General features: G+C 61.8%; 24 protein-coding genes and 1 pseudogene. 16 read left to right on the top strand and 9 right to left on the bottom strand.

From position 1 onward, the window contains the following. Window positions 1-20: 20 nt before the first annotated feature. From AOT87_RS07945 to AOT87_RS07915, 7 genes are all read right to left on the bottom strand, one after another. Window positions 21-659: a vWA domain-containing protein gene (locus AOT87_RS07945; protein WP_052524999.1), complete on the bottom strand. Its 639-nt coding sequence runs from the start codon at window positions 657-659 to the stop codon at window positions 21-23. Next, a complete protein-coding gene (locus tag AOT87_RS07940; protein ID WP_052525000.1) occupies window positions 656-1,048 on the bottom strand; it encodes a hypothetical protein in 393 nt (130 codons plus the stop codon). The genes AOT87_RS07945 and AOT87_RS07940 overlap by 4 nt, the downstream gene beginning before the upstream one ends. 46 nt (window positions 1,049-1,094) lie before the next feature. Then, a complete protein-coding gene (locus AOT87_RS07935) occupies window positions 1,095-1,571 on the bottom strand; it encodes a hypothetical protein (RefSeq protein ID WP_237085106.1) in 477 nt (158 codons plus the stop codon). Then, on the bottom strand, window positions 1,564-1,821 hold the full coding sequence (locus AOT87_RS07930) for a hypothetical protein (RefSeq protein ID WP_057969899.1): 258 nt from the start codon (window positions 1,819-1,821) through the stop codon (window positions 1,564-1,566). The genes AOT87_RS07935 and AOT87_RS07930 overlap by 8 nt, the downstream gene beginning before the upstream one ends. A gap of 45 nt (window positions 1,822-1,866) precedes the next feature. Continuing rightward, window positions 1,867-2,223, bottom strand: a complete 357-nt coding sequence (locus tag AOT87_RS07925; RefSeq protein WP_211171317.1) for a hypothetical protein — start codon at window positions 2,221-2,223, stop codon at window positions 1,867-1,869. A gap of 103 nt (window positions 2,224-2,326) precedes the next feature. After that, window positions 2,327-2,911 carry a hypothetical protein gene (locus tag AOT87_RS07920; RefSeq protein WP_237085105.1) on the bottom strand — a complete coding sequence of 195 codons (585 nt, stop codon included), beginning with the start codon at window positions 2,909-2,911 and terminating at the stop codon, window positions 2,327-2,329. Window positions 2,912-2,945: 34 nt separating this feature from the next. Continuing rightward, the gene (locus AOT87_RS07915) at window positions 2,946-3,248 is read right to left on the bottom strand and encodes a helix-turn-helix domain-containing protein (protein ID WP_005102441.1); all 303 of its coding nucleotides are present in this window, start codon (window positions 3,246-3,248) and stop codon (window positions 2,946-2,948) included. Between the two features lie 199 nt (window positions 3,249-3,447). Between AOT87_RS07915 and eccB the strand changes: the two genes are divergently transcribed. Further along, complete coding sequence (gene eccB, locus AOT87_RS07910) at window positions 3,448-5,178, top strand: type VII secretion protein EccB (protein ID WP_057969900.1); 1,731 nt, start codon at window positions 3,448-3,450, stop codon at window positions 5,176-5,178. 20 nt (window positions 5,179-5,198) lie between these two features. After that, window positions 5,199-9,479 (top strand): FtsK/SpoIIIE domain-containing protein, encoded by a 4,281-nt coding sequence (locus AOT87_RS07905; protein WP_052568964.1) that lies wholly within the window; start codon window positions 5,199-5,201, stop codon window positions 9,477-9,479. Between the two features lie 71 nt (window positions 9,480-9,550). Here AOT87_RS07905 and AOT87_RS07900 read toward each other — a convergent pair whose 3' ends face one another. Continuing rightward, a complete protein-coding gene (locus AOT87_RS07900) occupies window positions 9,551-10,285 on the bottom strand; it encodes an LppX_LprAFG lipoprotein (RefSeq protein WP_057969901.1) in 735 nt (244 codons plus the stop codon). A gap of 56 nt (window positions 10,286-10,341) precedes the next feature. Next, complete coding sequence (locus AOT87_RS07895; RefSeq protein ID WP_052539036.1) at window positions 10,342-11,118, bottom strand: HNH endonuclease family protein; 777 nt, start codon at window positions 11,116-11,118, stop codon at window positions 10,342-10,344. A gap of 181 nt (window positions 11,119-11,299) precedes the next feature. Between AOT87_RS07895 and AOT87_RS07890 the strand changes: the two genes are divergently transcribed. From AOT87_RS07890 to AOT87_RS07825, 14 genes and pseudogenes are all read left to right on the top strand, one after another. Next, complete coding sequence (locus AOT87_RS07890) at window positions 11,300-11,587, top strand: hypothetical protein (RefSeq protein ID WP_005102545.1); 288 nt, start codon at window positions 11,300-11,302, stop codon at window positions 11,585-11,587. Window positions 11,588-11,735: 148 nt separating this feature from the next. Next, window positions 11,736-12,527: a hypothetical protein gene (locus AOT87_RS07885; protein ID WP_075356729.1), complete on the top strand. Its 792-nt coding sequence runs from the start codon at window positions 11,736-11,738 to the stop codon at window positions 12,525-12,527. Between the two features lie 45 nt (window positions 12,528-12,572). Continuing rightward, window positions 12,573-13,028, top strand: coding sequence for a macro domain-containing protein (locus AOT87_RS07880; protein WP_052539034.1), 456 nt, complete (start codon window positions 12,573-12,575; stop codon window positions 13,026-13,028). 60 nt (window positions 13,029-13,088) lie between these two features. Continuing rightward, the gene (locus AOT87_RS07875; RefSeq protein WP_057969903.1) at window positions 13,089-13,976 is read left to right on the top strand and encodes a hypothetical protein; all 888 of its coding nucleotides are present in this window, start codon (window positions 13,089-13,091) and stop codon (window positions 13,974-13,976) included. Continuing rightward, entirely contained in the window at window positions 13,973-14,383 is a 411-nt protein-coding gene (locus AOT87_RS07870; protein ID WP_057969904.1) for a RyR domain-containing protein, read from the top strand. Before AOT87_RS07875 ends, AOT87_RS07870 begins: the two co-directional genes overlap by 4 nt. Next, a pseudogene (locus AOT87_RS07865) lies at window positions 14,380-15,955 on the top strand (nicotinate phosphoribosyltransferase). The gene AOT87_RS07870 and the pseudogene AOT87_RS07865 overlap by 4 nt, the downstream one beginning before the upstream one ends. Beyond that, window positions 15,952-16,605, top strand: a complete 654-nt coding sequence (locus tag AOT87_RS07860; RefSeq protein ID WP_057969319.1) for an NUDIX domain-containing protein — start codon at window positions 15,952-15,954, stop codon at window positions 16,603-16,605. The pseudogene AOT87_RS07865 and the gene AOT87_RS07860 overlap by 4 nt, the downstream one beginning before the upstream one ends. Window positions 16,606-17,003: 398 nt before the next feature. Then, a complete protein-coding gene (locus tag AOT87_RS07855; protein WP_236738174.1) occupies window positions 17,004-17,642 on the top strand; it encodes a hypothetical protein in 639 nt (212 codons plus the stop codon). A 151-nt stretch (window positions 17,643-17,793) separates the two neighbouring features. Continuing rightward, window positions 17,794-18,360, top strand: coding sequence for a hypothetical protein (locus AOT87_RS07850; protein ID WP_016886757.1), 567 nt, complete (start codon window positions 17,794-17,796; stop codon window positions 18,358-18,360). Between the two features lie 408 nt (window positions 18,361-18,768). Then, complete coding sequence (locus tag AOT87_RS07845; RefSeq protein ID WP_005101637.1) at window positions 18,769-19,077, top strand: hypothetical protein; 309 nt, start codon at window positions 18,769-18,771, stop codon at window positions 19,075-19,077. A gap of 112 nt (window positions 19,078-19,189) precedes the next feature. Further along, window positions 19,190-19,528 carry a hypothetical protein gene (locus tag AOT87_RS07840; RefSeq protein WP_005102926.1) on the top strand — a complete coding sequence of 113 codons (339 nt, stop codon included), beginning with the start codon at window positions 19,190-19,192 and terminating at the stop codon, window positions 19,526-19,528. A gap of 343 nt (window positions 19,529-19,871) precedes the next feature. After that, the gene (locus AOT87_RS07835) at window positions 19,872-20,174 is read left to right on the top strand and encodes a hypothetical protein (RefSeq protein ID WP_052525013.1); all 303 of its coding nucleotides are present in this window, start codon (window positions 19,872-19,874) and stop codon (window positions 20,172-20,174) included. Continuing rightward, window positions 20,174-20,581 carry an SLOG family protein gene (locus AOT87_RS07830; protein ID WP_057969905.1) on the top strand — a complete coding sequence of 136 codons (408 nt, stop codon included), beginning with the start codon at window positions 20,174-20,176 and terminating at the stop codon, window positions 20,579-20,581. The genes AOT87_RS07835 and AOT87_RS07830 overlap by 1 nt, the downstream gene beginning before the upstream one ends. Then, entirely contained in the window at window positions 20,578-21,141 is a 564-nt protein-coding gene (locus AOT87_RS07825; protein ID WP_057969906.1) for a hypothetical protein, read from the top strand. The genes AOT87_RS07830 and AOT87_RS07825 overlap by 4 nt, the downstream gene beginning before the upstream one ends. Window position 21,142: the final 1 nt, after the last annotated feature.

Below are 21,142 nucleotides of genomic sequence, written 5' to 3'. Positions count from 1 at the left end.
ACGCCGGTCGCTGTGTGTGCCTACTTTGACGAGCGCCGCTGTTCGGCGGTGTATGTCGGCATCGACGCGGTCAGATCGGTAGACCGCGCCGATCGATATGACACGACATTCTGCGAGGTGACAGTCATCGCCTGCCCCACGTTGGCCCCGGCGAAATCGAGTGAGTAGTCACCAGACACTCCAAGCTTGGCGCCTTCCTCGATCGCGTCTTGGTTGGCTCCCATGTACAGGAACTGCCAGCCGTACTGCTCGGTCTGCTGCTGAACTAGCTCCTTGAGCATGGGGTGCGTCCACTCGCGACTTGCGTTCTCCAGCCCGTCGGTCATGATCGCCACGATCACTGTGCCTGGACGCTCTGCTTCGGGCAGCTCTGCGAGCTGAAGCCCAGATTCCACAATCAGGTTGGCCATCGAGTCGAGCAGAGCCGTGCTGTTGCGCGGTACCAGAGTCAGCGGCGGAACCTCATCGAGTGGCCTCTGGGAGTAGACAACCTCGTATTCGGTATCGAACTGGGCCAGTGTTACCGCGCACTGGCCGGGCGCCTTGCGCTGCTCGGCGATAAAGGCATCGAAACCCTCTTCGGTGGCCTTTTTGATCCGCCTCATCGATCCGGAGCGGTCGAGTAGGAACAGAATCCAGGTGAGGTCAGGGTTGGTCATTTCGTCTCCTTGGGTTGAGTGTTGTTGCGGCGCGGTTTGAATCGCAGTGGTTCGGGCTGCTCCGCTGGTGTCGGCGCGGGGATTCCGGCCTCGCGGTCGTAGCGGGCCCGATTGATCTCCGACGCGGTGACCCGCCCGTCACCGCGTGCGTAGGGATTCAGTTGTGGGGTTCGCGCCAGCCGCGGTCCCACCGAGTTCTCGGTCAGCCCGACCTGGGCGCCGGCAGCGCGAATGCTGAGTTTCCCGTCGATAACAGCTTCGGCCATGTGCTCGTCGATCAGCTGGCTCGCCAAATCGACCGCAACGCGAAGATGCGGCAGAGAGCCGGCAGCGGTGGCGCTTTCGGCCTGGCGCAGCTCCTCGCGAATCTGGTCGTATCTGTCATCCATGGCGATACAATACCGCAGAAATTGCGGATACGCAGAAAATGCGGGTCTAGTTGACTGCGATTTGGGCGAAGCCGCGGCGACGAGTCGATTGGGGCCCGCGCTGATGCGGCGTTCCATCTGGGTTCAGCGGTCGACCCGCGACGTGGCGTTCGCCCTCGGGGATCTGGTCGGCGTTCACCCAGCGCACGGCACGTACATCGACGAAGGGCTCCTCGTCGCAGCCGTGATCGCAACTGTGTACCGGATAGCTCCAGTAGCTGTAGAACCAACCATCGGGGTCGGGTGGGTGTGCCCACTGCTGAGTCGATCGTTCGAAGAAGTCCGTCTCACTGTGGCGGCTCACCTCGTCGCGGGCCTCATGTAACCAGTTGACAGCTCCACCTTCGTAGGCGGAGCGGCCGCGGCGCAGGATGCGAACCAGGGGAGTGTCCGGTGGCTGGAGGCCGGGGCACTCCATGTCAATGGGCGCAAACATATCCAGCGGATAACCGCTGAACGGGGGCAGTGTTGGGGGCTCAGACATTGCCAGGCCTATGAGCTGGTGGTAGTTCGTCCGGCCCTTCAATGGTCAGGACGATCACCAACTGATCATCTTCGCAGCGCAGCCGAGACCAACCGTCGGTCTCGGTGTTGATGCCCTGCTCACGTGCGACGTTCTCGGCCATCGCGCGTGCGACGTCGAAGTCCTGCCAGTTCCCGCCGTGAGGCGATTCGCATGGCACGGTGAACCGGTGCTCAGTGATTGTCCGAACCGTGTGCGTTGCGTTGGCCATGAGCCGAATTCCTCTCGGGTTGTGGATGTGGCGTCAATGGAGATTTCAGAGTGCTTCGGCTGATCCATCGGGGTGTCGCAGGATCACCTGAAGTTCGTCCTCGTCGACGGTCTCGGTTTCGTCGCTGACCAAAAGAAAGTTGTCGCAAATGAACTGGTCGACATCGTCAGTACGTTCCTCCCGGCTTTCGGGGAGTCTGCCGGTGTAGGTCTGTACCACTCGGACCAGGTAGCTGCGTTCGATAGTGACTACCTCAGGGTCGTGCTGGCTGCAATAACTGGCATCGTCGGGAGCCGGATTGGTGCACGCAGTGGACCTCGCTCCGTCGTCGAACCCACATATGAAGGAGGGCTGAGTTGTCGTGTTCTCAGTGCTGCTCTCTTGGCGAGCTAGTTGCTTCATGACCACCTCATCGAGTTCTCTATTTTAGAGAATATCGGGACACTCTGACATCTCTGGCCGATGGGCTCGCCAGCGATTAGGGGCAGCAGACTCGTTCGTGGGCCTAGAACGATGCTTTCGCACCTGCGGTTTTGGAATCATCGGCTGCGGCCAGGACCAATTCGGCGAATTCAGTCATATTGGATACGCGCTCACCTGGCAGGTGTCGGTTGTACGGCTGGTCGTAGACAACGGCGCGGCGACCGTTCTGGCGCAGTTCCTCGATGATGTGTGGTGCGTCATCGATGTAGATCTGGCAGCCGACCACGCTCTTGCGCCGCTCAAATCTCAGGTCGTCGGGCAAGATTTCGTGTTCTGTCAGCCAGTCGATGGTTTCGCGCGCGATGCGCTGCTCGTCGCGCGACTGTGAGTAGCGTCCGCCGGAATGCCGGGCGGTCACGATCGATACGCGATGGCCGGCAATGCGCAAGCGCCTGATAGCCGCGGCGGCTCCGGCGTCAAGCAGCGCTAGTTTGCGCAGGCCTCCGCTGTCGCGCAACTGGGCCATTGCCTTCGACGCGGATTCATCGTCAGGAAACCAACCGAGCTCCACTAGGCCGTATTTGGTGGGTCCGCTCGCCGATCCGTCCATCGTCAGCCCCATGCTCTGGCCAACGGCGGCGACTCCGGCCATATAGTCGGCCAGCACTCCGTCGATGTCGATCCCGATGTGTAGTGCGCTGTCAGCCGTTGCTTTTCCTGAGGCTTTTCGCTGCCTCTTGCTCGGCGACGTGCTCCCTGATCAGTTTGAGCATCTCGTCTTCAGGGGTGTTGAGCGCCTTGGCGATGCTCACCATTTCTGATACGCGGCAGGGCCGTTCGCCACGCTCGATGCGGGAGTACACGCTGAGATTGAGCCCTGCGCGTCTAGCCACTTCACCTTGTTGAACCTCGCCCCGGCGGCTGCGGATTGCTGCGCCGATGGCTGAATCCGTCAGCAATAGTGGGCCGCCTGCCCTCTTGGGTGTGGCGGAGTCGGTGCGCATAAGGCATGCCTCCTGGTATACAACGCAAGTTCTCTAAAACGGAGAATACACCACGGCTTGTCTGAACAGCGGTGCCAGACGCGGCTGCCCTTTTGTCGCACCTCGCGCCGCGGGCTGCTGTAGCCGCTGGTTTTTGCCACCCTCCCCACGCATCGAGACCGGCCGCCTGGCCGGCTGGCTTGGCGAAGAAGGAGTTGCGGTGGCCGGGAATTCTGCCGATGGCCGACAGGCCGAGGGGCCCAAGCATGCACGCAATCGCACCGATACAGCAGTGCCTTGGTACGTGACCACCGGTCGCCAGATCAAAGGGTACAAGCGTGAACTCAATCGCATCGACGAAGCACTGTCGCGTCAGGATGTGCGCGGTGTCGGCTCGCCCCTGACTCGTCTGCGAGGGTCACTGTCGGTCAGCCTCGTGGGCGGCGTGCTTGTTCTCGTGGCAGCCTTCATCGTCTCGCTGATCAACCCCAAGCCCGATTCGGGCGTCGCCGCGATCATGACAACTCGTTCCGGCGGCATCTTCGTTCAGTTCAACGGCCGGCTGCACCCAGTAACCAACCTGGCTTCGGCACGCCTGATCGTCGGCAAGCCAGAGGAAGCCAAAGTGGCCACCGACGCAGCGCTGCGTTCGCTGCCCACCGGCCCGCTCATGGGCATCCCCAGCGCGCCGAATCTGTTGTCGCCCCGAACTGATGAAACAGCGGTGTGGACCGTGTGCGACTGGCGTGACACCGCGGTACCGCTCTCGCTGCTCAAGACCGGCGACATCACCACAGCTGTGATCGCCGGAGACGACATGCTCGATGGTGGAACTGATCTGGGAAACACCCGCGCGGTGTTGGTTAAACCCGCTGGTGACCCGACGCGGTTGTGGCTGCTGTATCGGGACACTCGGGCAGAAGTCGGTCGCGGCGACTATGCCGCCCAGGCCGCGCTGGGCCTGACACCATCGCTGATCGAATCCGCAGTGACCGTCTCTCCCTCGCTGCTCGCCACGATCGCTCCCTCGCCGGTGCTCACCGCGCCAAGGCTCGTCAACCAGGGCCAGCCCAGCCCGACAGTGAACGGTTCAGCCATCGGCGATGTGCTGACAGTGACAACCGCCTCAGGGGCGCGGGCCTTTTACCTGGTCGGGTCTGGGGGAGTACAGCAAGTCAGTCCTGTTCTCGCGCAGATGATGATCAACACCGGAGCCGCACAGAAGCTCGTCGACGACCCGGCCTCGGTGCAGGCGATGCCGCGGATCGCAATCGTGGACGATTCACGTTTCCCCGCGCAGGTGCCGACGCTGGTCAGTGAGCCCGCTCTGTGCTGGAGCTGGACCAAGACAGTTGGTGAGCTCACAGCTCATACCCGGATTTTCACCAATTCGCGGATGCCAGTTACCGAGTCGGGTCGGGTGGCGGCAGTACACCTACTGCCGAACAACGGAACCACTGATCAGGCGACCGATTCAATCACCCGTCCCGGTTACGGCTGGTACGCGCGCATCACCGGCGACAGCACCGATTCAGTTGCAGCGGAGCAACTGCTGTGGATCGACCCCAACGGAACTCGATTCCCCATCGACGTGGTAATCGCGCGCAACGGCGGAGTCTCGTATGACCCAACCGTCAAAGCGCTGGGATTCGATTCGATTTCGCCCACACCGATTCCGGCGGCTGTTGCCAAGCTCTATGCCCCTGGCGCGACCTTGTCGATCAAGAACGCCCAAGTCATGCAAGGAACCATCAACCCCTCATCCCAGGTTCCGAATCCGCCTTCTACGCAAGGGCAACCGCCGCCGCCCCCGCCTTCCGAAGAAGAAGAGCAAGAACCCTCGTCCCCACAACAACCGGGCCCGCCCACCGCTGATCCCGCGGCCAATGCAAGCGGTGAGACCGCCACGCCTGTGCCCGCCGTCAACGATCCCTCAACTGCCGGTCGCTGACCGCCAAGGAAGGAACACTCATGTTTACCGTTTTCCGGGCACCGCCGCGAGAGTCAGTTCAGCTGTCGCCCACCGGTGTGCAGATCAAGGAACCGCTCGGCTTGCCCGCTCCGGACAAGCGGCCCATTTGGCTTCGCGCAATGCCTTTGATCATGGTCGCCGCGATGATCGGCATGGTGGTGATGTCACTGGTCACCGGTCAGCGCGCCATCGTCACCATGCTCTCCAGCATGCCGCTCATGCTCATGATGCCGCTGATGTACGCCATGCAGATGCGCAACCAGGGCAGCAGCAGCGGGGGCGACATCGACCAAGAGATAGAGGAATACGATCTCGAACTGCGCGAGAGGCGTTTCGAGATCTACGACCAGGGCCGCGCTATGCACGACCTACGTACCATGTGCTTCCCGCATCCGGCTGACCTTCTGTCGCTGGTCGGCACTCACGAGATGTGGCAGGCCGACCGTAATCTCGACATAGGCCGGGTAGTTGCGCCAGCCGATGAATCGGACCCGGACGTCAAGAATCTGACGTCCAACCCATACCTGCGTGCCCGTGTCGGGATCGGTGTGGCGCCCTTGTATCCCAAGCTGATCCAGGCGGACGACGTCGTCCCCGAGATGCAGGAACCAGCAACAATGGTGCGCTACGACCGCGCCACCAAAACGTTGTCTGTAGTGGCAAACCTTCCGATCGATGTGCGGCTCAACGAGTTTCCTGCCTATGCGATGCGCGGTGACGAGGAAGGCAGGCTAGGGCTTGTACGGGCCATGCTTATGTCGCTGGCATTCAACCATCGGCCCAGTGATCTGAACATCGGCGTGGTGACCAACGACCCCAAGACGTGGGAATGGGTGAAGTGGCTGCCACACACCGAAGATGTGACGCGGGTTGAAAAGGGGCTGGGCGCGCGGCTGCTCACATGGCGCAGCCTCGACGAATTCGCAGCGATGCACGCGGCGCAGATCGAGCGGATGCGCAACGAGGACAGCGACGAGCGCCCACCACACCTGCTGCTAATCATCGATCTGCCCGACGCGATGGTGTCCTGGCCGGCGAACATCTCCGGCGGAGTCAACGGCATGACCTGGTTCGTGGTGCGCTACGGCCAAGACCTGGTCACCGACCCCGTCAAGATGAAGAGCCGCATTCTGCTCAAGGACGGTCGCGTCTCAACAGTCGACGACTACGACGCGGCTGCCGCGGACTCGGTGACGATCGCGCAAGCCGAAGTATTCGCGCGGGCCATGTACAAGTGGCGCCCACGCAACTACGGCGTCAACGGAGCTGTGGTTGACGATCGCCCCGACCACATTCCGGACTTCTTCGAAGTACTCGAGATCGGCGATATCGAGACCCACGACTTGATCGAAGTGTGGAAGCGCAACGCCTACACCGATGAAATCAAGGTTCCGTTCGGCTACTACCGCAAGGGCGACGAACTTACCTCAGAGCTGACCTACCTGAACTTCTACGAGGAGAACCGCGACGGCAACGGCCCGCACGGCGCGGTGGCCGGACGTACCGGATCGGGTAAGTCGTACTTCCTGCGCGCGATAGTGCTGGCGCTCATCGCCATGTACGGCCCGGACAAAGTCGCACTGATCCTGGCCGACTTCAAGGGCGGCGCAACGTTCCTGGGAATGGACGGGCTGCCACATGTCGTGGCATCCATCTCCAACCTTGAGAACACGATGGAGCTGGTCGACCGACTCGGTGCGGTGATCAACGGCGAAGTGAATCGCCGCGAGGAGTTCATCACCACCGAAAAGGGTTGCAAGGACATCTTCGACTACCGGGAGCAGCAGAAGAAGCACCCGAACGATCCAAGCTGGCCTCCGCTTCCGGACTTGATCGTCATCATCGACGAGTTCGGTGAGTTCCTCAAGGAGCGTCCCGGCTACTTGGATCTGTTGATCCGTGTTGGTCGCGTTGGTCGCTCGCTGGGCATGCACCTGGTGATGTGCAGCCAGTTCATCAACAAGGACGTGATCGGTGACCTCTTTGAGCACTTGAGTTTCCGCTACTCGCTGTCGGTCAACAGTGCGAGCTATTCCATCGCGATGCTCGGTACCGACGACGCAGCGACGATGGTGGGCAAGAAGGGTGGACTCAAGGGAAAGATCCTGCGCAAGTTCACCACTGACGCAGCTCCCGTCGAAGTGGCTGCATTCCACCACGAGGCCCCCTACATCCGACGAACCGTGACAGAGCGTGCCCGCTCCCGGGCGGACGGCTCAGGTGCAGTTGCAGAGCCTGTAGTTCCGTTCACGCTGTTCACTACCCGGGGATTCACTCCGGAGGTCGAAGAAGACACGGTGGAGGTCACCGAGGAACAATTCGGCGAGAAGATGGCCGACGTGCTCCTGGAGAAGGCCTCGCGACTGTCCGATATGCGCACCTTGGACCTGTGGAAGCCATCGCTGCGCGAGCCTTTGTCGCTGCCGACGCTCAATCTGACCCGAGAAGTCAAGGGGCTGAAGATCAGGGTGGGCGACCTCGATGCCCCCGAGAAGCACACGCGACTGCCGTGGTTCATGGACTTCGGCGGGAACATCCCGCACCAGGTGATCGCCGGTGCAGGCAAGTCGGGGCGTACCACGCTGCTTCAGACACTGGTCGTGTGCGGCTGCATTCAACACGGACCGGAGCGTTTGGCATTCATGCTCGCCGACTACGGCACCGGCAAGCTCGGAGAGGTCAAAGACAGCCCCAATGTCGCGGCGTACGCGCGACCGGAAGACGACGAAACCACCGCGCGCATTCTCGGTGAGGCTTCACGCTTGATCGAAGTGCGACGCCGCGAGATGGTTGACCGCCAAGCATCCTCGGTTGACGCATATTTGGCGTCCAAGGCCAATGCCCCTGTGGCAGATGACCCGTATGGGTACGTGATTGTGGCCATTGACGGCATTGGTGGATTCCTCGGTGAGAAGGATGACCGCGCTGTGCGTGCGCAGCTGCTGCGCCCGATCCTCGATAAGGGTGCCGCTGTGGGTGTGCACCTGGTGTACACCGCGGACTCGGGAGGGTCGGGTAACGCGGGCAACGTGACTCACTACACCGCGGAGGTCAACGGCGGTGTTCAGCTGCCGTCGACGGACTACGCCGGGGCCAAGGTTTCTTCCGAAGTGCGCTTCACCCTGAGCGAGCGTATTCCGGTGGATCAGCCTGGTCGGTCTTTGGACCCGCTGACACTGCTGCAGTGCCGCACCGCTGTTCCGATCTTCCGGGAGATCGAAGAGGACGGTTATGTCAAGGGTATGAAGGATTTCAAGATCCACGATCATGGTGAAGAGATTCGGAACTTGTGCCTGCATCTGTCAGCTGAACTGGCCGAGCAGCGCGTGGTCAGGGTGCTGCCGGCAGACCCGGTGATCGACTACGAGCAGGTGTGGTCTGCCTTCGCTCCGCTCAGCGACAAGGACCGCCACCCTGTGAACACGATCATCCCGCTGGGCGTGCGGATGGACACGTTGTCCTTGGCTCCGGTCCCGAACTTCTCGCAGAACCTGTTGGTCTACAGCGAGAAGGGCGCCGGCAAGACCAACTTGCTGCGTAGCGTCATGGAGTCGGTGATGCGTCAATTCACCCCGAAGGACGCGATCATCATTGTGATCGATCCGCTGCGACAGCACCTTGGAGAACGAGATCGTCTGTACGAGCGAGGATTCGTCAAGCCCGCCAAGTTCCGGGAAGTGGAGCGCGACGGAGCGATGGTTCGCGAGCGGATACGTCCACCGGGATATGTCACCAGCGCCGAGGACATCGCTGACACGGCGGAGATGTTGGTCAAGCTGATGGGGTCGCGCCGTCCCACCGATGATGCGACCGCCGAGCAACTGAGCTCGCGGACGTTCTTCACCGGACCCGAGGTATACGTGTTTGTCGACAACTTCGCCAACATGTCCAAGGGGCACTCGGCCAAGTCGGTGTTCGATGAGGTGCGATACGGCGGCGTGAGCGTCAGTGAACTGCTCGCTACCGGAACGGACCTCGGCGTGCACTTCATCGTCTCGGATAGCAGCAGCGGGTTCGCGGGCAGGGTGAAGTCATCTGAGTTCCTGGTGGCGTTGCGCGAGAACATGATGGCGCCAATCCTGCAGCTGGCCAGCCCGCCGTCGTCCGGCGATCCCATCGGTCAGGCGTATCACCTCAAGCCGATGCGCTGGCGTGCCGGACAGGGGCGGATCATCGTCGACGCCGACGACTACGTGATGGTGCAGACCGCACGAATCGACGTCGACGCGGTGGCCCGGCGATTGCAGCAAGAGCAGCAGGCGCTTCGGCAGTCTGCATAGCATCGATGTTGCTCAGCGCAGCGCCCCGGTACCTGTGAAAGGCCCCGGGGCGCTGTGTCGTTCGGATCCGTCTATGGAACCGCAACGGCGAAAGGCTCGGCCCTATCGGCTCTGAGGGTCAGTGATCCTTCACCGACGGTGACGATTATCTGGAGAAGGGGATGCGGGTCGACTGGAGCCAACCATACGGCCACCGGAAACTCTGTAGCCGCTCCCAGCGAGGACCGCGGCACCAGCACGCTGGCTGCCGCTGCGGACAAAGTCCCAGCGACTTTCACAGCCTCGTCCGGACCGGCGTGTGCCTTGGGATCGACAATTACAGGAGATGCCACGGCGGCGAGCACACTGGCGACTCCGTGTTGTGGGTCCAAGAGGGCCGCAGGGTTCAGAGTGCCCTGCGCCGGCCCGGTATCGACGAATGTGCCGTTGGCGTCCTGGATCCACAAATCCGCCTCTACGGTCTGGAACTGCGTCTGGCTGTAGTCTCCGTTGATCTTCAGCGTGGCGTTTCCCCGCGCTGCAACGGTCGGGGTGAGGGTCACGTCAGCGGCGTAGGCCTTCGCCAGCAGATCTGTAACTCCAGTACTGGAGAACATCAGGTGTGCGGACCGCATCGCCCGGGCTGTTGCTATCGCAGCATTCATCAATTGGTTCACATCAAGGTGGGTTTCGGCTCCTGCCGTCGCGGAAACATAAGCGCTGGCCGCCGTGTTCTCGCTGGGCCGCTGTTGTTGGCATCCGACAGCCGGGAGCGCGACGGCGGCGCTGAACCCGACAGCGGCTAAACGCGTAAGTGTGTTTGTCATGGCGGGCACCGTAGATCCCGGTCAATGAGGCCGAAGGGTACGGCACGTCGAGCCGTTCAGCAGGCGCCGTAGAACTGCTGCATGGTGGCTTTCTCGGCAGCCGTCACTGTCAGCCGGTACTTGTTCTTCACCATCACCTGCCGCTTGACGTACGTGCAGTCGAAAGCTGTGTTTTCCGGCAGCCACTGATCGGCTGATTTCTCGCCCTTGCTCTCGTTTGAAGATCCGTTGACGGCAAGCAGATTCAGTGGATCATTCGCGATCTTCTTGAGTTCGGGCAAGTCCCAGGTCGCTGCGCCGGAGACCCAGACGTTCGCCAAACTCACCAGATGATCGATCTGTACGAGAGCGGATGTCTTCTTGCCGTAGACGAATGAAATGACCTGCCCGGTGTACGGGTCGGCAAGTGTTCCGGACATGACTTTGCATGAGCCGGAAAGGGTTATGCCGGTCAGGTCGCGCTGCAAAATATCGTCCCGGGTGCTGCATCCGTTGTGCCCACCTTCGATGTCGACGTCATCTGTCCACGGTTGTCCGAATCGTGCTCGGGCGTATCCATCTTTGGATCCGGGCGCAGCGACGGTCAGTGTCGATGGATCAGGACTGGGAGTTCCGGTACCGCTTATCGTCGATGCGCTCGGTGGCGCTCCGTCATCGCGTTGTTCCTGGCCGGTGATTTTGCTGAGCTCCGACGATATCGGGTTGTCCTTGCCGAACAAGGTGCCGTTCACGATCAGCACCACAATGACCGCCACGGCGGCCAGCGCGAACAGCGTCTGTAGGAGCTGACTCAGCAGCTTGTCGTTTTCGGGTGGAGATTTCAGCGAGCTCATGGTGGCGCAGTGTGCGGCGGAACCCGGAAACGGATCGCACGCGACACGACAGTGGCCGCGTCGCTATGCATGTCACGTCCCCGATTCACGGTCTTCGTGCGCCGGGCCGCGGCTGGAGGTTTCGTATCGTCGAATTGAGCATGCAGCTGAGCGATGTAAAGCCTGGGCGGACATCTGAGCGGTGATCGTGCAGGAGCGCGAAAAGCTGTTCCGCCGTGGCGGTTTAGTCCGTATCGCAGCATTGACTGCAGATTTGAGCGGGCTTCTGACTGGTCGTGTGAGCGAGGTGCTGATCGACGCACTGAGCGCACCTCTGAGCGTGACATTGAGCGAATCCGGGGCAACGGCAGTCTTGCGCGTACGCACGCGCGTTGGAGACAACTCCACGACCCGGATCCGCATTGGATCGGATCTGCTGATGAAACCGGTCAGCGGGGCAATTGATAGGGGCGATTTGAGCGATGCGTGATCGTGGGTGTGCTCTCGGGCATTTCCGGCAACGCGCCGCTGTCTGGATCGTCGGTCGATCAGCCCTAGATTGCGGCTCGCTTCATCTAGCGCGGACACAACGCGTGAACAACCAGGCGCTGTTCGATCAAGGGAAAGGACGACGGGACATGACCGTTGTTATCGACAACCAACTATTCGTGCAAGGACTCTCAGCAGCCAAGGTCATGGCGTATGCAGGCAACGATGACCCCACGCATGCTGCTGTCGTACTGGGCTCCACGCGCGTCGAGACCGGCGAAGTTGGGACGCAGAACAGCTTGGCGTTCATCGCCTCGGACGGAAACAGTCCGGGCCAAGCGATCTTCGGCTGTGACGGAACGCTGCCTCTGGTGAAGTTCTCGACCGATCAGGCTTCCCAGTTGCTGTCGGCAGCCAAGAACGCGGCGTCGGCCGTCAAGAAGATCGACAAGGAATCCCAGTGTGATGTCGAGTTGTCGGTCGTCGATAACGGCTCCACGCTGCTCATGCGCACACTCACCGACGGAGCCCCGGGAGAAGCGGACTCGCGGCACTACATCCCGTTGCAAGACGTCGACGACTTCCCGATCGCATCGACGATCTCGCGACTGTCGGCCCGCGGCGCCAAGGAAATTCTGAGCACGCGCGGTCTTGGTGACGACCAGATGACGGCACCGCTGAAGGTCGGCAAGGTCCAGGCGTTCGGCTCGGACGTGATCAAGAAGATGAGCGCCATCGCCGCGGTATTCAAGGAACCCGTCGAGCTGTACACGCGAGAGCACCCAGCATCGATTGTCACTCTCACGTGTGCCGGGGTGTTTCGAGCGGTGCTGTCTGCGCACACGTATCACCCGGATCTGGACGTTGACGACCCGGAAGTCCCCGTAGCCGTCTCCCTCGGAATGGATGAAGAGGACGATGAGGATCACGATGCCGCATGATCAGGTTGAATGTCACGTCACGTCCCTCTGTCGAAGGAGGCATCGATGAGCTTCACCGTCGAGACCGGCGACTTGTTCGCCCATCCAGCTGAGGCATTGGCGCACGGAGTGAATTGCCAGGGCGTCACCGGGGGCCTGGCCTCGGTGATGGCGGACCGCTATCCCGACGCGATGACTCAGTACGTCATCCTTGCGCAGCAGGGGCGGATCACTCCCGGCTCGGCTGTGTTCACCCGTAACACGGGTCGTGACGCCGGGCTGGGCCGCCCCATCATCCACTGTGCGAGTCAGAATCAGCCGGGTCCCGATGCGACCGAGCAGTGGCTGCGCGCATCTCTGACTCAGGGGCTAGACCTTGCGCATAAGCAGGGGATCAGCTCCGTGGCGCTGCCGCTGATCGGCGGCGGCATCGGAGGACTCGACCCTGGGGTGGCCGAGCGGATTATTCGGGAGGTCGCAGAGGCTTCGCCGGTCGCTGTGACGCTGGTTCTGTTCGGCTGATCGTCCGAGCCCTACACCACTTACGTACAAACTGTACGAAAGTGGTGTAGGTTCTCTGCTATGACGAACGACTACGAGTTCTTCGCCTACGACGGGGGACAGCTCAAAGCGGCCGCGATAGAGATATTCGCCTACCCGATGGGTGATCTGACGGTGCGCTCCATCGATGGGGCAGATCTCGTCCCGGGTGTGCAGGTGCTCTGGGTGCACACCGCGGCGCCGGACTGGACGGTCGTGTTCAACTGGGCGGCGTTGACGGCGCAGTACCCGCACCGAATCTTGGGGATGCCGTTCCTGCCCAGCGCCCGCGGCGACAAAGACACGCCCTGCCCGGCGCACACCAACGCGCGCCTGGCCGCGCTATCAGGAATCACCGGGATCGTCACCATCGACCCGCACTCGCCGGTGTGGCTGGACACGCTGCGCGCCGTCAACCCCACTGTTTCCGTTCACATGATCTCCTTGGCCGAGGTTGTGGCTGCGGCGGTTGACGCTGGCGACTACCTCGGGGTGATCGGTCCGGATGCCGGCTCGCTGCGGCGCGCGAGCACAGTCGCCGCGCAGCTAGAGCTGCCGGTGTCGGTGGCCGACAAGAAGCGCGATCCCGCCACCGGACAACTTCTGGGCTACAAAGCCCCCGCCGAGGTGCAGGATCGACCGGGCCGGTACTTGGTGGTCGATGACATCTGCGACGGCGGTGGAACGTTCGCGCTGCTGGCTCAGGGACTGGGTGACGGGTTCGACCTGGACTTGTGGGTCACCCACGGCGGATTCACCAAAGGCGCCAACGTGCTCACCGACAACTACAGCAGCGTCCACACCACCGACTCGCTGCGCTCGGCAGTAGCGGCCGCCGTGACATCACCCGAGGGCGCGGCAGTACAGATCCACCCACTTGGCCACTACGTGATCGACGTCCTGCACAACATCAGCGAGGAACCGAAATGACTCAGAATTTTTCTGCCATCGAATGGCCGACCAAAGGCACTCTGCTTGAGCGACAAGCCATCTTCATCTACGAGGCCGCGCGGCTACAGGCAGCCGCGGTGAATGCGCCCGTCGTACCGGAGCCCTGGTCGGCGCGCGAGGAGCATTTCCGGGCGCAGTTCCTGGAAATCACCGAGAAGATGATGGGCCCCGACCGGTATACGACGCCTGAACAGGCACACGACAGCTGGTGGCATGCGTACGAGCAGCTGGGGTGGACATACAGGCCTGTGCGCGATGTAGCTGCGAAGACACATCCGGACATGGTCCCGTTCAACGAACTGGGCTGGGAAGAGCGTGTGAAAGATGCCGTGTGGATCGCGCTCTGCGAGATCGCCCGTCAATGGATAGCAGAGGACCAACGATGAACACGCAGGCCAGGACTGCCGACAACACCAACATCCAGGGGGAACCGATGAACGACAAGCAGAACCGTGCGCTGGACACTCTGCTGGCCACAGACGCCTACAAGCTCGATCACCGGCGCCAGTACCCGGACGGAACCGAGTTCGTCTACTCCAACCTCACCGCGCGCGGCACGCGGGTGCCAGGTATTAATGCGACGGTCTTCTTCGGGCTGCAGGCGTATCTACAGCGGTTGATCGAAGACTGGCAGGTGTTCTTCGACCTGACCGCCGACGAACTCGAACCGGTGCTGGCCGGATATGAGCGGTTTGTGACCGCGCTGCTGGGACCGAACACGGTTGGCGTTCAGCACTTCCGCGACCTGCACACGTTGGGCTACCTGCCACTGCGTGTGCGGGCGGTGCGGGAAGGATCGCTAGTACCCTTTGCGGGTTCCGTATCTAACCGTGGAGAACACCGATCCCCGGTTCTTCTGGCTGACCAACTACTTCGAGACGCAGTTGTCGGCTGAGCTGTGGCAGCCGATCACCAGTGCCACCATCGCCTGGAACAACCGCAAGCTGCTCGACGAGTGCGCTGCTGAGTCTGGCGATGAAGCCGCGGTGCAGTTCCAGGGCCATGACTTCTCGTATCGGGGCATGGCTGGAGACGCAGCGGCGGCCGCATCAGGTGCGGGCCACCTGATCAGCTTCACGGGCACCGACGGATTGCCCGCCATCCGCTTCGTTGAAAGGTTCTACTCCGGCAACGGAGCCGCGTTGATCGGCGCATCAGTTCCGGCCACCGAGCATTCGGTGATGTGCGCCGGCGGACAAGACGGCGAGCTGGCGACCTTCGATCGGCTGCTGAGCCTGTATCCCGAAGGAATTCTGTCGGTTGTCTCCGACACCTGGGATCTGTGGCGGGTGCTCACCGAGTATCTGCCCGCGCGCAAGGAACAGATCATGGCCCGTGACGGCAAGCTCGTGATTCGGGCAGACAGCGGTGACCCCGAGCTGATCCTGTGCGGGGATCCGAGTGCGCCCGAAGGTAGCCCGGCGCGCAAGGGTGTGGTGAGTCTGTTGGCCGAGACGTTCGGCACCGTTACCAACGCCAAGGGGTACCGCGAGCTGAACCCGCATGTCGGAGCGATCTATGGGGACTCGATCACCTTTGAGCGCGCCGACGCCATCACCCGGAACCTGATGGTGCAGGGATACGCCTCTACCGCTGTGGTTTTCGGGTTCGGTTCCTACACCTACCAGTACCAGACCCGCGACACTTTCAAGATGGCCGTCAAGGCGACATGGGTTCAGGTGGACGGTGTCGGCCGGGACATCCTCAAAGACCCGGTCACCGATGACGGATCGAAGAAGTCGGCTACCGGGCGGTTGGCGGTGCGCCGCTGGATGAGCGGAGAGCCGTACTTGATCGAGCACGCCGATGCCGATCAGGAAGCCGACAACGAACTGAAGCTGGTGTTCGAGGATGGAAAGCTGTTGCGGCAATACAGCTTCACCGAAGTGCGCGAAACGTTGACCCGTGAGACCGGTGTCTATCAGCGTTACAGCCACTCGAGGAGGCAGCGATCATGAGATCGATGAGTGAATCCAACCTAGCCGTACGCCCAGGGGATCATCCGGTGCACGGCACCTGGCTCAGCGTGGATGTCGTTGCCCTCACCGATGACCCCGAACCGAAGATCGTGCTGATCGAACGTGCCGGTGCACCACACAAAGGCGAAATCACCTTGCCTGGTGGGCTGCTGGCGGCCTGGGACGGCGAGACCGTCGAGCAGTGCGCGCAGCGCATCGTGCGCGACAAAGCCGGCACTGAGTTGACCGGCGGCATCGCTGTCGTCGACGTCGTCAGTGACCCGGGTCGCGACGAACGGGGACACACCGTATCGATCGTCGTGGTGGCCCGCGTCCCCGCCGAGGTCAGGGGCGCAGTGCCAGTGACCCAGATACCGGAGGCAATGCCATTCGGCCACACGGCGATCGCAAGGTCGGCCATCCGGCGTCTAGAGGAGCGCCTGCTGGTCGACCGCGACACCACACGCGCCATGCTCGGCGACGAGACCACCCTCGCCCAAGTTCGCGCGCTGCTCGGTGTCTGCGGCCCGACAACCGCAGGCGCAGCCCGCAAGCGCCTGGACCGCTCACCGCTATACCGCCGAACCGAGGAGCTACGTAAGCCAGCGCCAACCGGCCGGCCAGGGCACGTATACCGATTCCTGGTGTAGGTGCTGCGCCGAGCAAGGCCACGGTCGCCGATGCGCATAGACGGCGCACACCTGCGACCAAACCGCAACGGCTGCAGAAGCTTCACCAGTTGCACGAGCTGACTTTGTCTGATCCTGAAACGGCGCACAGCCAGGCCGATGACCACCGCGTGCGTTACGTCAACGATCCCTAAATCACAGCGGTCTTCGCGCGGTGTAAGGGGCATTACTGAAGCCGCGACACGCCGAGAAAACCGGCATTTGCCGTCTCGGTTGCTTGTCGGTCATGGGGTGTAAATAGTTAGGCAGTCGGCACGAATGCATGCATCTTCGACAGGTAGGGAAGCCCGTCGACGATGCATCCACACCGGCATAGATCAGCAACAGCAACTCAACAGCACCAGAAAAGAGGCACTACCATGACCGCTCCTATCGCTCCTGCCGCTGTTCCTGTGGCAGCCGCTCCAGCAGCCCCCGCTCCAGTGGCAGCCGCTCCGGTGGCCGCAGCTCCAGCACCGGCCGCTGCCCCCGTCGCTGCGGCGCCTGTGGCAGCTGCAGCCGTGCCGACCGCCGCTCCTGTCGGTCTGCCGGCGGGTTACGCGGGCGTCAGTTCTGTCGCACCCAACATCGGCGTTATCCCGAATAGTGGCGGAGGCGGAATTCCGGAAGAGCACTTCAACAAGCCGATCCTTTTCCGGCTTCTGGGCATCGCTCAGCGCACCAGCAAGTACGAGAAGGAGCAGGTCATGGCTCCGACCGTCGACTACATCGTGCTTGATCCGGCCACCGGTCAGTTCACGGAGGCCAAGAACATCACGATCATGCAGAAGAACATCCGCAATGAACTGGTGACCTGCTTCCAGCGCGGCGAACAGGCGGTTACCGGTGTCGCGATCAAGGTCCCTACCAACAATGACAACGACGCGAAGGTTCTGCGAGCGCTGGACGATCAGAACTCGGGATACGCCGCCGTTGGATACAGCGTCGAGCAGGTGATCGGCTTCCTTCGTGAAGCCGCCATCAGCCAATTCCAGTGGTGGACGACGTCCGCCGCCTAATCGGCGAACCGCTGTGTGACGGCATATGAAGACCCGCACTCGCAACTGGGTGCGGGTCTTCTGTCGTCATAGGTGTTGCGCTCTGCATGCACCACGCATTAGACCTAGCATCTCGCATGAATATCACTGCCAATGAAAGGCACTTTGAATCATGACTGCCCTCGATAGCACTACCTACCTCCGGCCGATCAATGCCGATACGGGAGCCCCGACGTTGGCGGTGTACTTCACAGCTGCGCTGTTCGACATCCTGCGCGCTCACGAGTACGACCTCGCCAAACAAACTGATGAGCTCGCAGCTGACGTACGCGATGAGCTGGACCGTCTTGGAATCGGTATTCGCCCAACGATCACGCATGGCCGCATCCGCATCATGCAGGAGATTGAGCCCGACGAGAGCGGCGTGAATCAGACACCGATGGTGTTCTCCACGGTGATCGCCTATCTCACCGACGCTGAACCGGACGACCCGCGACTGTCCGCGTTGGCCGAGGGATTTTTCGGAGAACGAGTCGATGCCCATGTTGAGTTCGAAATCCCCACGACCGCCAGCGAAGCCGCGCTGCAGGAGGAAGAGCGCACCAACGCAGAAGCGGCGCGCCGGTACACCGCGAAGGCGGACTCTGAAAGGGCTGCAGCTGCTGAGAAATATGCCAAGGCGGGTGCCAATCCCTTCGACTCCGAAGTGATCGGGGACATGAGAAACCTGTTCGACTGAGCTACCGGAAGGCCGGAGGCGGGTGCAGGAAGCGCCCCCGTCTCCGGCCTTGTTCATGTCATAGGTCTGTGTCCCCATTGCCCGGCCTCAAATCGCGCGGGCGGAAAGGTGTTGCCGCTGTGAAGCGCACTGTCGACCCTGCTGCGAGAACCCCCGATCGAATCGCTGCGGATGTCTTCCTGACCCGTGCCAAGAAGTTGGAGGGGATGGGTAAACATGCTGAGGCCCATGAGCTTCGAACGCGAGCCAGGCAACTTGTCGGGGACGTGACCGGCGGCTCTCGGGAGTCGACGAGAGGGGAGGGGGCAACGTGTCCCGCCATGTTTGCGCGTGTCGCGCGCCGAGTGTTGTCTACGCAACGCAACTGACCTATTCTCCATTTTAGAGAAATTGGAATAGGTGGTAGTCATGTTCAGAACGGCAGCTTTTCGCCGCATGGCGTTGGCGGGAGCGTTGACGACGGGTGTCGGCGGTACCGCTACAACCCTTGTGCCTGGCATGAATCACTGGCCGACCGCGTCGGTGGCCGTTGTTGTCGCCGTGGTCACTGCTGTCAGCGGTATCGTGAGAAAGCTCCTGCACGTCGCCCTGATCGCCATCATCGTGACCGGGACCTTGCTCGTCGTCGACACCGTGACGGGCGGGAACATTCAGCGCGATCTCAACCTCACCTCGCTGCTGAGTCTGGGGTCCGAACCACGCAGCGAGAAGGGCTGAGGAACATGGACTTCAACACACCATTGCAGAGCTTGCATGGCTGGCCTGCGGCAGCGGTGCTCATCGCCATCGTCGTGGCGATCGCTGCTGTTTTGATTGCCGGGATATGCCAGTGACCCGCCGCCTGGTCCCCCGCATCGTGGCGGCATCGCTGATCTTCGGTGGCGTGGCTGGATCAGTGGTGGGGTGCAGTACGGACACCCTGCTTCCCGGGTTCGAGAGCCCTGCTACACCAACGACGAGGCCGATTCCGGTCCCGGCGCCAGAGACGAAAACCCCCAATGTCGATGGCGGGTTCAGCACCTACTGGATGCTTCTTCCTGGTGGCAAGGAGAAGGTGCTGTGTTACGAGCACGCCTATGACGGCGACCCCCGCTACAACCATGTGAACGGCGTTGCTGCCGACTGTGATTGGAACGATAAGCAGCCGGTCGCCGGTGGTGACAGGTGAGCGTCCGCGTCCGGTCACGCCTCGTGCCTTTCATGGACGGCGCGGTGGCGGTTTCTCTATTCCGACTCACTCCACGAGAGCGCGCGACGCTCGCGCTTTCGCAGATAGCTAATGACGCCGGAGCTCAGGACTATCGACGGTGGCGCCGCATCGGTGCGGCCAATCAGGCGGGCATCTTTGTACTCGAAATAGGCCTTCTGGCCTTTACCTGTACGGCACTTCCGCCACTAGCGGCAAGTTTTATCGGCACCCTCTTTCTCACGTTCGAAGTTGTGATACAACACCGGACCCGCAGTGGCCTTCGTCGCGTGGCCAGAGTGTGCGAATCCACAGCGGACACAGCATGACCGGCGGCGTCGACAGCGGGGCGGTCAAAACTCCACCACTCGTGGGCGATATGGCGTTGTGGCCACGCGTTCGGCAGGCCATCTATGCGACCGCGCTAAGCCGCGCGGATGTGCAATGGCGGTTTCCTGAGTGTCACAAGAAGAACTGCGGCGCCGACCATGGTGACGTTGATTTCGTGGTGCGAATGGTTCTCGATGGCGTCGCAGACTCGGTGCTCAAAGAGCTGCTGTGTCGCGCCGTGACCGAGCCGGACGACGGTGAGCCTATCCGGGCCAAAGCGATTGCAGGAAAGAGCTGATGCGCATTCTGATTACCGGCAGTCGCCGCTGGAAAGATCAGGCCACAATCGAAACCGCCCTCCGCGAAACTGCAGCCGATCTCCACCCGAGAACGGTGACGGTGGTGCATGGTGCATGCCCCTATGGCGGGGCGGACATCATCGCAGCCGCGATTGGCGACAGGCTTGGGTTCGTGGTCGAACCTCATCCAGCGGCGTGGCAAGTACACGGTAAAGCCGCTGGCCCCTTGCGAAACCAAGAGATGGTCGACCTTGGTGCCGACGTCTGCCTTGCTTTTCCTGACGCGGATTCTCGCGGTACCTGGGACTGCGTCAGGCGGGCGGACGCCGCGGGAATACCTGTGATCGTCGATTCTGGCGCTGGCCCATACATCTACACCAAACGCGAAAGCAGGCAGACCCAATGATTCCGATTCCCATTGTTGTTCCAAGCGGATCCAGCGGCGAAGGACGAGATCCCGCCGCGTCGGACCTGGCCATCGCATCGCTGGTGTTCAGTGCGGTGACCGGGCTGTTCATGGCTCTGCGCTGGTTAGTGCGCACACGAACAAGCGAGTTCTTATGCGCACTTGAGTACGACGATCCGCGGCGTGTGGGTTGTGATCGCTTCGGTATGTCGAGCTACGACATGATTCATGATTTCTCAGCTGTGCTCGGCTGGACCGCCTTCGTCTTCGCATTCGGTATCGGGCTGCTAGCCGGACCATTCCTCGCGAGTCGGCAATGGCTGCGAACCTCCCGCGGGTTGGCGTTTGCGCTATATGCCGCCATCGGCGCGCTAGCACTGATAATCCCGACGCCAGGCCCTGAGTACCTCGACCCAATCCGGTACGCGATGCTGGTCTTGTGGGGGTTGTCGGTGATCGCCTACTCCGTGATGGGTCTACGTGCAGCTGCCCGGATCGCCAAGGATCTAAACCAGGAGGCTGAATCCGGGGAAGGGCATCCCGGAGCGCAGGAGAGCTGAC

It is taken from the genome of Mycobacteroides sp. H003 (genome assembly GCF_001440135.1).
Lineage (GTDB): Bacteria > Actinomycetota > Actinomycetes > Mycobacteriales > Mycobacteriaceae > Mycobacterium > Mycobacterium gwanakae.
The sequence above is the reverse complement of the archived record's forward strand: the minus strand, read 5'-3'. Positions and strand labels throughout refer to the sequence as shown.